Origin of the sequence: Poritiphilus flavus (assembly GCF_009901585.1) — a bacterium.
GTDB lineage: Bacteria > Bacteroidota > Bacteroidia > Flavobacteriales > Flavobacteriaceae > Poritiphilus > Poritiphilus flavus.
Map to the genome: position 1 here is coordinate 265,579 of NZ_WXYO01000006.1, position 13,028 is coordinate 278,606.

Annotated in this window: 10 protein-coding genes; 4 read left to right on the top strand and 6 right to left on the bottom strand. The window is 43.2% G+C overall.

Going from position 1 to position 13,028, the window contains the following annotated elements:
- Positions 1-30 precede the first annotated feature (30 nt).
- Positions 31-2,124: a M1 family metallopeptidase gene (locus GTQ38_RS13880; RefSeq protein ID WP_161436143.1), complete on the top strand. Its 2,094-nt coding sequence runs from the start codon at positions 31-33 to the stop codon at positions 2,122-2,124.
- Positions 2,121-3,029 carry a patatin-like phospholipase family protein gene (locus GTQ38_RS13885; protein ID WP_161436144.1) on the top strand — a complete coding sequence of 303 codons (909 nt, stop codon included), beginning with the start codon at positions 2,121-2,123 and terminating at the stop codon, positions 3,027-3,029. Before GTQ38_RS13880 ends, GTQ38_RS13885 begins: the two co-directional genes overlap by 4 nt.
- 27 nt (positions 3,030-3,056) lie before the next feature.
- Here GTQ38_RS13885 and GTQ38_RS13890 read toward each other — a convergent pair whose 3' ends face one another.
- The 5 genes from GTQ38_RS13890 to GTQ38_RS13910 form a co-directional block, all read right to left on the bottom strand.
- Complete coding sequence (locus GTQ38_RS13890) at positions 3,057-3,575, bottom strand: DUF7935 family protein (RefSeq protein WP_161436145.1); 519 nt, start codon at positions 3,573-3,575, stop codon at positions 3,057-3,059.
- 101 nt (positions 3,576-3,676) lie between these two features.
- Entirely contained in the window at positions 3,677-4,444 is a 768-nt protein-coding gene (locus tag GTQ38_RS13895; RefSeq protein WP_161436146.1) for an MlaD family protein, read from the bottom strand.
- A 28-nt stretch (positions 4,445-4,472) separates the two neighbouring features.
- Positions 4,473-6,047: an FMN-binding glutamate synthase family protein gene (locus GTQ38_RS13900; protein ID WP_161436147.1), complete on the bottom strand. Its 1,575-nt coding sequence runs from the start codon at positions 6,045-6,047 to the stop codon at positions 4,473-4,475.
- A 22-nt stretch (positions 6,048-6,069) separates the two neighbouring features.
- On the bottom strand, positions 6,070-7,359 hold the full coding sequence (locus GTQ38_RS13905) for an amidohydrolase (RefSeq protein ID WP_161436148.1): 1,290 nt from the start codon (positions 7,357-7,359) through the stop codon (positions 6,070-6,072).
- A gap of 13 nt (positions 7,360-7,372) precedes the next feature.
- Positions 7,373-7,918, bottom strand: coding sequence for a DsrE family protein (locus GTQ38_RS13910; protein ID WP_161436149.1), 546 nt, complete (start codon positions 7,916-7,918; stop codon positions 7,373-7,375).
- A gap of 131 nt (positions 7,919-8,049) precedes the next feature.
- Here GTQ38_RS13910 and GTQ38_RS13915 point away from each other — a divergent pair, with 131 nt between their 5' ends.
- Positions 8,050-10,371: an ATP-dependent helicase gene (locus tag GTQ38_RS13915; RefSeq protein WP_161436150.1), complete on the top strand. Its 2,322-nt coding sequence runs from the start codon at positions 8,050-8,052 to the stop codon at positions 10,369-10,371.
- Positions 10,372-10,633: 262 nt separating this feature from the next.
- Here GTQ38_RS13915 and GTQ38_RS13920 read toward each other — a convergent pair whose 3' ends face one another.
- A complete protein-coding gene (locus tag GTQ38_RS13920) occupies positions 10,634-11,803 on the bottom strand; it encodes an AIPR family protein (protein ID WP_161436151.1) in 1,170 nt (389 codons plus the stop codon).
- Between the two features lie 355 nt (positions 11,804-12,158).
- On the opposite strand from GTQ38_RS13920, the gene GTQ38_RS13925 reads away from it, so the two are divergent.
- A complete protein-coding gene (locus GTQ38_RS13925) occupies positions 12,159-12,947 on the top strand; it encodes a hypothetical protein (protein ID WP_161436152.1) in 789 nt (262 codons plus the stop codon).
- Positions 12,948-13,028: the final 81 nt, after the last annotated feature.

Consider the following 13,028-nt stretch of genomic DNA (forward strand, 5'->3'; position numbering starts at 1 on the left):
ATTTGGTGTAGTATTTGCTTTCAAATTTTCATGAAGTTGTTCCTTTTCCTTTTGGGAATTTTGCTATCCAACCAGACCCTGGAAGCCCAAAAACAGAGAGCTTTAGACTTTCTCAAGGCTGATATTTCTATTCATATTGATTCTAGTTCACGGAGCATAGGAGGTAATGTACACTATACCTTTAAGGCCCTTTCCAAGGTAGATTCGGTTTTTCTCGATGCCCAGAACATGTCATTTTCCGAAGTGAGTCTGAACAACAGAAGCGTAAAATACACTTACGACGGGAAGAAGCTGGGGCTTTCCAAAAAAATGAAGGCCGGAAAAACCTACAGTCTGTCTATTCATTTTAATGCCGTTCCCAGACAGACCGTGTATTTTATTGGATGGGACGATAATATTCCGGATAATAATCAGATCTGGACCCAGGGCCAGGGCAAATATTCCAGTCATTGGTTGCCTAGCTTCGATGACATGAATGAAAAGGTCATTTTTAATATGGACCTGACCTTTGACAAGAACTACGAGATTATTGCCAACGGCAAGCTGGAGCGTACTGAGGAAAAAGAGGGATTAAAAACCTGGTCATTCAGGATGAATAAACCCATGAGCAGCTATTTGCTGGCCTTTGCCATAGGGAATTACAATAGGAAGGAGTTAATCTCTTCTTCAGGAATTCCACTGGAACTCTACTATTTACCTAAAGACAGTCTGTGTGCTGAACCCACCTACCGATATACCAGGCGGATATTTGATTTTTTGGAAGAGGAGATAGGGTTTTCCTATCCCTGGCAAAACTATAAACAGGTTCCGGTACGGGATTTTCTTTATGCCGGAATGGAAAATACAGGGACCACGATTTTTTCCGAGGCCTTTGTCATAGATTCTACGGCTTTTAAGGACAAAAACTACGTTAACGTAAACGCCCACGAATTGGCACATCAGTGGTTTGGCAATCTGGTGACGGAAGGCAGCGGAGAGCACCATTGGTTGCACGAGGGCTTTGCAACTTTTTATGCCTATCTGGCCGAAAAGGACATTTTTGGCGAAGAATACTTCTATTGGCGACTATACGATACCGCTAAGCAATTAGAGGACCTCGAGCAGGAGTCCAGAGGGGATGCCCTTACGAACCCCAAGGCAGGTAGCCTTACTTTTTATGAAAAGGGAGCCTGGGCACTCTATATATTATATCAGGACCTGGGGGAAAAGAATTTTAAAAAGGGGATCAGATCTTACCTGGAGAAGTATCAGTATCAAAATGTGACCATCGATGAGTTTATAGCTGAAATGGAAGATGCCGGTGGAAAGGATCTGCTTGCTTTTCGTGAAGAATGGCTGGAAGATGACGATTTTCCTTTTGATGAGGTCAAAAAGAGACTGATTAAGGCTTCCAGACCAATTAAGGACTTTTTCGATCTTCAGAAGGAAATGACCAGCAGTTCTGATCAGGATGAAGCTATCCTGGACAGATACTGGACGGCTACGGATTCCGAAGAACTGAAGAAACGCATCATTCTAAAATACCACAAATCACTATCTAACGAATTTTTAAAAAAGGCGTTTGACAGTCAGAAGCTAAAAATCAGGCAAGCGCTTTCTGCTGTAATCAGTCCGGTTCCATCGGAGCTCAGAACGGCCTATGAAGGCCTGTTAAAGGAAGACAGTTACATTACCGTGGAAAACGCGTTTTATCAACTATGGATACAATTTCCTGAAAGCAGGCCAAAATATCTGGACATGACTGCGGAAGTAGAGGGCTTTCCCAATAAGAATATTCGGCTATTGTGGCTGCTTTTGGCTGTGCTGACCAGGGACTATTTGTCTGAAGAAGATAAACAGCTATATACGCTGGAGTTGGTGGGCTATACTTCTCCACAATACTCTTTTGAGATCCGTCAGAATGCTTTTCAGCTACTCAACGAGGTACAGGGTCTAACGGATTCCAATTTAGTAGACCTGATCAATGCATCGGCACACCATAGCTGGCAATTCAGGAAGTTTGCCCGCCGCTTGTTAGATAAATTACTGGAAGACGACAAACAAAAAGAACGACTGTTGCGGTTGTCCCAGGGATTGAACGATAGGGAAACGCGTTATCTAAAAAGTAAAATAAGCAAAAAATGAGGGCGATGGTCATTTCTGGAGGGGGAAGCAAAGGAGCCTTTGCCGGTGGGGTTGCGCAATACCTCATGCAGGCCCTTGGCCATTCCTACGATCTCTTCCTCGGTACCTCTACCGGCAGTCTGTTGATCTCGCACCTGGCCTTGCAAAAAATTCAAAAGATCAAGGATGTATATTGTTCGGTAGATCAGGACAGCATTTTCAGTAACTGCCCTTTTACCATTCAAAAGCGGTATGGCATGGCCAATATTGCTATAAATCACTGGAACGTATTGAGGAATTTCTACAGTGGTAGCAAAACATTTGGGGAAAGTCATAATCTTTTGAAACTGATCAGGGAAACCTTGACCATAGAAGAGTTCGAAAGCCTGAAAAATGGTCCTAAGGATATCGTGGTAACGGTTTCAAACCTTTCGCTGAATCAGGTGGAATATAAGTCGATCAATGATTTTGAGTACGATGATTTTTGCGAATGGATCTGGATATCCTGCAACTATACTCCATTTATGAGCCTTATACGAAAGAACGGCTGCGAATACGCGGATGGGGGCCTCGGAAGTATGGTCCCGATAGAAGAGGCCGTAAAACGCGGTGCCAAGGTGGTAGATGCCATTATTCTGCATACAGAGGTCACTCACTTCAACAGGATGCCTTCGAAGAACGTATTTTCATTGCTGACCAGTATGTTTGCCTTTATGCTGGACCGAATTGAGCAACAAAATATTCGTATTGGAAAGTACGTTGCCAACCACAACGATGCCATCATTAATTTCTACTATACACCAATAGTTTTAACTACAAATTCTCTGATCTTCGATAAGGAGAAAATGACTTCCTGGTGGGAGCGAGGCTACGAATTTGCCGAGACCAAGAATACCGAAACCAGCGAGATAGAGCCGGAAAACTAAGTTTCAAAAGAATAATTCGCTGTTAATTTACCAAAGCTCCCCAATTTCCTTTTTGATAAAGGTAAGGGCAGTGGAGGAGGGCGATTGCTTATCCATGGTTTGATTCAGAATGTCTTCCCTCAATTTGTCCGCCGAATCCGTTTCGCTCATCCCAGCTTTACGGATCATTTGGATGGTGGCGCTCTTGGCCGCTTTGATGATACTCCAGCACTGATCGCTCATATAGATCTGCTGAGAGAGATTGTGTTCAAATTCGTTTTCAATGCTTTTGATCAGTAGTTGCTCGTAGGAATTCTTGTCTGCGGATTTTGGAGCTACGCGAACCACGAGGCTGGGAATAGAAATCCTTTCCAAAAAAAGAGCCATTCGCTCATAGGCCTGTAACCTAATGGGCAGGGCATTCTTTTGTGAATCCTTGTGAAGTAAAAAACGCCTCCTGCCATCTTCATTCCTGGTGTGTAATCGAAAAAAATAGAAGGCTACTGCTCCGGTAACTACTGCTGGTAATAGGTATGCAAAAAGTTGAAATATTCCGTCTCCGGTCATGTGTTTGGCTTTATCCTAAATTGTTTCAGGGTTGGTTTATGATTGTAGAACGCAGCTTTATCTAAAAAATTATGGATGTAAACCAAATGACCCTGTGAGCCTTAATTCTTTATGCCTTCGCGTACCATAAGATAGAAAGCCCCGAAATTTGGATGTAGCTTAAGATCTACCCCTTCTTTCAGATTTCCATCTCGCCCTCGGGACGTCAATCTGGTGGCATCTATACCAAAGTCCTTTTGCAATGAACTGCTAACAGCTCGTGCCTGGCGGGATGCTAAATCAATATCTCCGGTCATAGACAGGCCTTCAACAGTCATTACGACCTCCGGATTGGCCTTGAGGATATCCGCAACCCTGTTCAACCAGTTTGATGCGGTTTCGGCTATTGAATCCGCGGTGTCACTCCCGAAAAGGGCATCCAGGCTGTTTGAGATGACCACGGCTCCCTGGGCCACCTTAACCTTGGCATCTTCTCCCAGGGTCTGCTTGGTATTTGTAAGCAGGACAATAGCCGTAGAATCATTTCGGCTAATCGCATCAGTGATCCCTTTGAGCTGATTTTCCTTAGCTTCAAGGCTGGCCAGCGCCTGATTGATAGCAGAAGAATTCTTGTTAGAGACCTCTGCAAAACTATTCAGGTTTTTTAATAGGGTAGCATTAGCATCCTGAAGTTCTGTAACCTGAGATTCAAAGGATTCCGCCCGGGCAGTACTGGCCCTTTCTTTGCGGTTCGCTTCCGTTACCAGGTTCTGGGTTGAGTCCAGCTTTTGCTTTAGTTCGTCAATTTCCGCAATAAGTTCACTTTTTTTCTGTGCGTGGACGCTGATGGCGCTACCAATTATCAGACTTAGGAGTAAAAGTTTTTTCATGTGGGCAATGATATTTGATCCGGATCAATTAATTTTTTGCCAAAGATACATTTTTGCCGCCAAGATATACACAATCCTTGAGATCCTGCATACTGACAAAAGGTACCGGGCTCTTTTCATAATCATAAGTAGATCTAAGGTCGCTGTGCAGATAATCGTCATCAATGTTCACCTGAATATCGTCCATGGTGAACTGGCAAGGATGCTCGTAGCCGGCGGCATGGGTAATCTCCAGCAGTTCTTTTCTAAACGTTTTAAAGTATTGGGCAAGACGCTCAGATTTCAAGGGAACGTTTATACCGCTTTGCAGCCATTTGCTTTGTGTAGCTACTCCGGAAGGGCAGCGGTTGGTGTGGCATACCTGGGCCTGAATACAACCTATACTCATCATGGCTTCCCTGGCCACGTTAATGCAATCTGCACCCATGGCGAAAGCCATGGCCGCTTTGGCCGGAAAACCGAGTTTTCCACTTCCGATAAAGACCACTCTTTCCGTCAATCCTTTGGTTTTGAATATGCGATAAAGGGAAGAAAACCCGTAAACCCAGGGTAAGGAGACATGGTCTGCAAAACTGGGAGGAGCTGCTCCGGTTCCGCCTTCTCCTCCATCTACCGTAATAAAATCCGGACCTTTTCCACTACTCAGCATGCGGTCTGCCAGTTCTTCCCACATATCCAGTTTGCCTATTGCTCCTTTGACCCCCACGGGTAATCCGGTCTGCTCCGCGATGGCTTCTATGAACTCTAACAATTCAGTTACATTTCCAAAGGCAGAATGAGTAGGTGGTGAAAGTACATCTTTCCCTACCGGCACCCCGCGGATCTCTGCGATCTGACTGGAGATCTTTGCCGCTGGAAGCACCCCTCCTTTGCCGGGCTTGGCCCCTTGAGAAAGTTTGATCTCTATTGCTTTAATACAAGGATTTTGGTCTACCAGCTTCTTCATTTTTTCCATGGAAAAGCCGCCGGTTTCCGATCGGACCCCAAAATAGCCTGTGCCAAAATGGAAGATTACATCTCCACCTTTATTGTGGTATGGAGACAAGCCGCCCTCACCGGTGTTGTGGTAAGCATCGCTTTTGTGAACGCCTATATTTAAGGCCTCCACGGCGGCCGCGGACAAAGAACCAAAACTCATGGCAGAAACATTGATAACCGATCCCGGGCGATAGGGCTTCCTGCGATTGTTGTAGGCGCCCATGATCTTGGCGCAGGGAAGGAAGAACTTGTCAAGGTGGTTGGGATGCCCTTTATCTATTTTAAAGGACATCATTTGATTTTTTATAAAGATGTGCTGATGTGCATAGATGTCCCTGTCCGTTCCGAAACCTTCGTAATTGTTCTCTTTTTTTGCTGAAGCGTAGATCCAGCTTCTTTCAATGCGATTGAAAGGCAATTCCTCCCTGTTGTTAGCCACAAAGTACTGTCGCATTTCAGGACCTATACTCTCCAGCCAGTAGCGGAGATGCCCTACAATCGGGTAGTTATGGGTAATAGTATGGGAGCGTTGCAAAAAGATATCTCTGAATGCAACAACTGCCAAAACCAGAAGGACCCATCCCCACCAGGGTATCGCAGAAAGAAAATCAAGCAACTCTTTCATATTCCCGGATAAAAATCAATCACTACTGGCCTGGGGCCGACATATTCAAATAATCCAGGCTCATTTCCGTAAGCGCTTTAACCCCCAGTAGCAAGCCGCTGTCATCTATCTTAAAGTCCGGAGTATGATGAGGGTAGGGGGTGGTATTCCCCGGTGTCATTCCTCCCAGGAAAAAATAAAAGCCGGGAACTTCTCTTTGGAAATACGAAAAATCCTCTGCCCCAGTGATGGCCTTTTGCATTTGCACATTTTCATCACCGGCTACCCTTTTTAGAGAGGGTAACATTTCAACAACCAGTTCCGGCAAGTTATACGTAATATCAGTAGAAGTAGTAATCTCAATGGTAGCATCTCCACCGTAGGCCTTTGCGATAGCAGGAACCATTTCTTCCATTCTTCTATTGATCTGCTTTTGCATATCGTAATCCAGGGTCCGTATTGTTCCGATCATTTCCGCGCTTTCCGGAATGATGTTAAAGCGTACGCCGCTGGTTATTTTACCTACGCTGATCACGGCGGCCTCGTTGGTAAGGTTGGCCTCCCTGCTTATTATCGTTTGTAAACCATCTATGATCTTGGCACTGATCAGAATAGGGTCTACCCCAGACCAGGGCTGGGAACCATGGGTTTGTTTTCCTTTTACATTGATCACAAATCGCTGGGCAGAGGCCATAGCACCACCAGGTCGGAATCGTATCACACCAACCGGAGTTTGAGAGTTGATATGCAAGCCAAAAATCACGTCAACATCAGGATTTTTAAGCACTCCTTCTTTAACCATCAATAAGGCTCCTCCTTCTTCTCCCGGGGGTGGTCCTTCTTCAGCGGGTTGAAAAATAAACTTTATAGTACCCCTTATCTTATCTGTATTTTTAGAAAGCACTTCCGCAACACCCATAAGTATGGCGGTGTGTGTGTCGTGACCGCAGGCGTGCATCACCCCGACTTTTTTACCAAGAAACTCTGTTGTTACCGTAGACTTGAAGGACAGGTCGTTTCGCTCTGTTACAGGCAGGGCATCAATATCGGCCCTTAGAGCAACCACCTTGCCAGGATGGTCTCCCTTCAGTATTCCTACGACCCCTGTATGCGCCACATTGGTGGTGACTTCAATACCCAGGGATCTCAGGTGTTTCGCGATTTTTTCAGCGGTTTTGAATTCGCGGTTAGACAGCTCGGGGTTCTGATGAATATCCCGTCGCCATTCGACGACCTTGGATTCGATCGCGCTATACTCTTTTTCCAGGTCAGCTTGCTGAGCCATGATCAGGCTGCAGCTAAGCAGACAAAAAACGGATAGTAGTTGTCTCATAGTGATCTTTAGTTTAAAATTTAATTAAGCGGTAACCCTCATCCTGTAATTGGATCAAGGCTGTCATTGCGGAGAGTGCAAGATCCACCCCGGAAACAGTTTCTGAAACGGGGATGTTTCGGGATAGCGAAGACTGACCGCAGAAGATAATATCCACTCCGGAATCCAACAGTTCGCGGATCATACCGCTATTGGGATTGTCCGTTTGATACCTGGACCGATAGGCCTTGTTATCCAGGATATCTTTGGAAGCTTTATTGTGAATTACCAGAACGGCTTTGAGGTTCTTAGCTGGGACACCGTGCTGAGCGTGCATATTCAGAAAACGCGCTACGGTAGCTATTTTGGCGTTGAGTGTTTTTGGGTCATCCGGGCTGTCCATCACGTCGAACACCGCTTTAAATACCTTTGTGGTATCTGTTTTGAATGTCGGCTGGTCAATTGGCCAAACAGCGCCGTATTCCTTGATTACAGGTCCGGCTTGTTTCGTCTGGGCATGGACGTTGCTCAAACTCACAAATAAGAAAAGCAAGATAAAACAGAACGAGGGTTTCTTCATATTTCAAAATAGAGTTTTAAATATATTCAAATTGCATAAGATTCCTAGACCATTGTTTATAATTATTAAATTGAGGGCTTTAGGATGCGTCCAATATTAGCTAACTTCACCGTTTAAACGTCGCAGCTTTTATGGAGTTTTTGAATGAGCTTAACGATGCGCAGAGAGCACCGGTATTACATAAGGAAGGTGCGCTAATGGTCATTGCCGGGGCGGGATCCGGAAAGACCCGTGTGCTCACCTATCGCATAGCCCATCTGATGCAGCAAGGAGTAGATGCCTTCAATATTCTGGCACTGACCTTTACCAATAAGGCGGCCAGGGAGATGAAGAAACGTATCGCCCATATTGTGGGCGACTCAGAGGCAAAAAACCTGTGGATGGGGACCTTTCACTCCATCTTTGCCCGCCTGCTGAGATATGACGGCGATAAATTGGGATATCCCAGCAATTTTACGATTTACGATACTCAGGATTCCCAGCGTCTCATCGCGTCCATAATCAAGGAGATGGGGCTGGATAAGGATATCTATAAATACAAACAGATCCAGAATCGTATTTCGTCTTTCAAGAACAGCCTGATCACGGTGAAAGCCTATTTCCAAAACCCGGAATTGGTAGAAGCGGATGCCATGGCCAAAAGACCGAGGTTGGGAGATATTTATAAGGAATATGTGGACCGATGTTTTAAGGCGGGCGCCATGGATTTTGACGATCTGCTGCTTCGCACCAACGAGCTCTTGTCCCGTTTTCCCGAGGTGCTATTTAAATACCAGGATCGCTTTAGATATATTCTTGTGGATGAGTATCAGGATACCAATCACTCCCAATACCTTATTGTAAAAGCGCTTTCAGATCGTTATCAGAACATTTGTGTGGTGGGGGATGATGCCCAGAGTATTTATTCCTTCCGCGGGGCCAATATCAGCAACATCCTCAATTTCCAAAGAGATTACGACAACGTTGCGGTGTACCGTCTGGAGCAGAATTACCGATCTACAAAGAACATTGTCAATGCCGCGAATTCCATCATATCCAACAATAAGCATCAATTGGAAAAGGTGGTCTGGACTGCTAATGACGAAGGCCCAAGGATAAAATTACACCGAAGTGTAACCGATGCGGAAGAGGGTAGGTTTGTCGCGGGTTCCATTTTTGAGAATAAAATGCAAAAGCAGCTCCCAAACGGGAAGTTTGCCGTGCTATACCGGACCAACTCCCAATCGAGAGCCATAGAAGACGCGCTCAGGAAAAAGGATATACCCTACAGGATCTTCGGCGGGCTTTCATTCTATCAACGAAAGGAGATCAAGGATGTGCTGTCTTATCTCAGGCTGGTGATCAATCCCAAGGATGAAGAAGCGCTCAAGCGGATCATCAACTTTCCAACCCGGGGAATAGGGCAGACCACGATAGACCGGCTCACAGTTGCAGCCAACCATTACCAAAGATCCATTTTTGAGGTCATGGATAACCTGGACAAAATTGACCTTAAGATCAATTCAGGTACCCGAAGAAAACTGGAAGATTTTGTAAATATGATCAAGAGCTTTCAGATCATGAATGAAAACTCCGACGCTTTTACGCTTGCGGAGCACGTGGCAAGAAAGACAGGGATCCTTCTGGAATTTAAAAAAGACGGTACTCCTGAGGGTGTTGCCCGAATGGAAAACATAGAGGAGTTGCTTAACGGGATCAAAGACTTTGTGGAAGGACAGAAAGAGCTGGCAGATGCGAAAGGCGATCTTACGGAATTCCTGGAAGATGTGGCGCTGGCCACGGACATGGACAAGGACACCGGAGATGAGGATAGAGTGGCCTTAATGACCATTCACCTGGCCAAGGGCCTGGAATTCCCATATGTCTATATCGTTGGGATGGAAGAAGATCTTTTTCCCTCAGCCATGAGCATGAATACCCGAAGTGAACTGGAGGAGGAGCGAAGACTGTTTTACGTAGCGCTCACGAGGGCAGAGGAACAGGCTTATCTTACTTACGCGCAAAACAGGTACAGATGGGGTAAACTGATCGATGCCGAACCGAGCCGATTCATCGAGGAGATCGACGAGAAATTCATAGAGAACCTAACGCCGGCAGACACCTATAAGTTCAGGTCTTTTGTCAATACGGACATTTTTGGGGAAGTTGATAAAAGCAAACTGCGGCAGTCCAAGCCGAGCAACGGTACTCCTCCCAAAGCGCTTAAGCCTAATGAACAGCAGCTGCGAAAATTGCGAAAGTTGAAACCGCAATTGGCCAGTCCTACCAAAAATACCAACCCGGTCGATCCCAATCTGGCCCCGGGAGCCCTGGTGAATCATACTAGATTCGGAAGGGGGAAAGTCCTTAAAATTGAAGGTGTGGGTGATGATAAAAAAGCGGAGATACAGTTTGAAAAAGGGGATGTAAAAAAGCTACTACTCAGGTTTGCCAGACTGGAGATTATAAATTAGTTAGCGGTAGGCAGTAGGCAGTGAACAGTTAGCAGTAAGCAGTGAACAGTGAGCAGTAAACAGTTAAATGTCACAACTTCCAGCGGTCTAACAATCCAATCATCCAAACGTCTAAAAATCTAATCATCTAATCCTAAATTCCTCAATTTCAACCAATAAAGTATTAGATTTAGGCCAAATAAGACGGTTATATGGAAATAATCATATATCCATTAGTTAGCCACAACCATAAAAAAAAGCGGGTTTAACCCGCTTTTTTAATTTAATCTCCCAGCCGTTTAAAAATTTGTGTGACTTGAGCTAGAGCTGAATAGCATGCTTTACTTTTGCCCATGGACTGGGGGTTGCTATCGGCAATATTCATATAAACGGATTTAGCCGCTTCAATAATGTCGGAGTCACGAAATCTTCCCGGGGTCTCTATCTTCCATCCATCTTCCGTTTTGATTACAAATTCAGAAAAAGATGCGATTATTGGAAAGATAATACCGTCGGGAATATTAACTATATTTCCCTTAGAATCTCTATCTATTTTCCGAATTCTTGTTCCTTCAAATCCACTGTGTTTCTTCCATTTATTATATAAAATGTACGCTTCCGAAGAAATATCAAGATAGAATTGATATAAAGCTTTATATGACTTATGATCAGTAGCATCTTTATTTTTACCCTTTTCATATACTTCTTGAAACAGCTTCAGACATTTAGACTTCATATTGTATGTAAAAACCTTATTCATATCACTAGATCCAGGCCATAACTCGGAAGGAATTAATGCTGTGATAACTTGTAACAATTTTTCGGTTTTAACATAATCATCTGACAGTTTAGTCTCCGATTTTTGAAACTTAGAATTCGGCAACTTTTCTTTAAATGCTTCTTCTAACTCATCAAGTTGTCCTAATCGACCAACTATAGACAAGGGCATAACATCATTCTGAAAGTTTCTAGATATCGAAGTCTCAGCAATTAAATCGTCATCTGTCGTGACAATTATTTCAAATTTCACAAATGGATTATATTCATCATCTGTAAATCTTTCCTCATATTTGTCGAAATAGTCTCTTAGGACACCTTGGGTTTGCGCTCCATTGATTATACTAGCATTCTTCAACCTTAGAGATTTACTTTTTTCGTCAACATCAACTTGATGCGCTACTAGGGTAATTCCACCATTTAGTACACAAAAATTATCCGCATTGTTATCGAGCGTTTCAATGATTGCTCGATGAACCTGGGTTGGACGTCGACGTTTTTTGCCATCGGCCTCTAACAAATAGTCGCGAACGTTCTGATCTGTTTCGAAATTAAGTACTGATTTTACTGGACAGGTGCCGGAAAGAATTTTTCTATCATTTTTTAAGTCATCAGGTGAGCTGATGTTACGAAGGGAATGAAATGACAAAACATCCCAATTTTTGGTTTTAACCATAATATTAACAAATTTCTGTTTAGCTCCTCATTTGTTTGACAATGATCACTGATCATGTCTGAAAAGTCCAAACAATTAAACAATATTCAAATATACAACATTACGGACGAAATGTCAAGCAGAATGGTAGTGATTAACAACGGCTAACCCGATGTAGTGGAAATGCCTTCCGTGCTGATATTCAACAATTCAGCCGTCTAACAATCCAATCATCCCAACGTCTAAAGATCTAAAAATCTAATCGTCTAATCCTCAATTCCTCGATTTCAACCAATAAAGTATTAGATTTAGGTGAAGTAAGGCGGATGTGTGGAACTAATCATTTATCCATTAGTCACTTGCAAGCTAAAAAAATATGACCGAACCAGTCGAAAATAAAACAAAAGGCATCAAATTATACTCTTCAAAAGCTATAGGTGGAGCCACGTTTTTCGGTGGACCACTAGCAGCAGGATATATGATTGGAGAAAACTTCAAAGCATTGGGCAAACCAAGTGAAGGAAGAAATTCATTGATTATTGGAATTGTGACAACAATTATACTTTTCACAGGAATATTTATGATTCCAGAAAATATAATCGATAATATCCCAAGACAAATAATTCCATTAATTTATACAGGAATTATTTGGGGAATTGTTGAATGGAAACAAGGAGATGTTCTTAAATTACATAAGGAGAACGGAAACTCATTCTTTTCAGGTTGGAGAGCTGCTGGAATCGGACTTATTTCACTTATAATAATATTGATAGGAATATTTGGATACGTGTTTCTTGGAATGGATAATGAAATATATGACAAATATGATACGGAACTAAGTGTGTTTTCAAAAAATGAAATAGAAACTTTAGTTTTTTATGACCACTTGAATACCGAGTCAAACTATTCTCTAATACAAGAATTAGATAATAAGACAATCCCGAAATGGAAGGAAAATATTGAAATTATTAATCGAACTAATAAGTTTGAGAATTTGCCTTCCGAACTGATTCAGCAGAATAAATTGCTTTTAAAGTACTCGGAATTAAGAGTCAAAGCTTTTGAATTGTTTAAAAAAGCAATTGAAGAGGACACTGATAAGTATTCGTCTGAATTAGAAAGAACGCATATGGAAATTGAAGAAGTACTTGCTAAATTGAATTAAAAATGAGTAGGTAACCCGATGGCGCGGAAGTGCTTTCTGGGCTGGTATTCAACAATTCAGCTGTCTAACAATCCAATAGTC

Coding starts and splice junctions, on each gene's coding strand:
- GTQ38_RS13920 (WP_161436151.1), bottom strand. CDS start 11,803: ATGGTTAAAACCAAAAATTGGGATGTTTTGTCATTTCATTCCCTTCGT.
- GTQ38_RS13890 (WP_161436145.1), bottom strand. CDS start 3,575: ATGACCGGAGACGGAATATTTCAACTTTTTGCATACCTATTACCAGCA.
- GTQ38_RS13900 (WP_161436147.1), bottom strand. CDS start 6,047: ATGAAAGAGTTGCTTGATTTTCTTTCTGCGATACCCTGGTGGGGATGG.
- GTQ38_RS13915 (WP_161436150.1), top strand. CDS start 8,050: ATGGAGTTTTTGAATGAGCTTAACGATGCGCAGAGAGCACCGGTATTA.
- GTQ38_RS13910 (WP_161436149.1), bottom strand. CDS start 7,918: ATGAAGAAACCCTCGTTCTGTTTTATCTTGCTTTTCTTATTTGTGAGT.
- GTQ38_RS13885 (WP_161436144.1), top strand. CDS start 2,121: ATGAGGGCGATGGTCATTTCTGGAGGGGGAAGCAAAGGAGCCTTTGCC.
- GTQ38_RS13925 (WP_161436152.1), top strand. CDS start 12,159: ATGACCGAACCAGTCGAAAATAAAACAAAAGGCATCAAATTATACTCT.
- GTQ38_RS13880 (WP_161436143.1), top strand. CDS start 31: ATGAAGTTGTTCCTTTTCCTTTTGGGAATTTTGCTATCCAACCAGACC.
- GTQ38_RS13895 (WP_161436146.1), bottom strand. CDS start 4,444: ATGAAAAAACTTTTACTCCTAAGTCTGATAATTGGTAGCGCCATCAGC.
- GTQ38_RS13905 (WP_161436148.1), bottom strand. CDS start 7,359: ATGAGACAACTACTATCCGTTTTTTGTCTGCTTAGCTGCAGCCTGATC.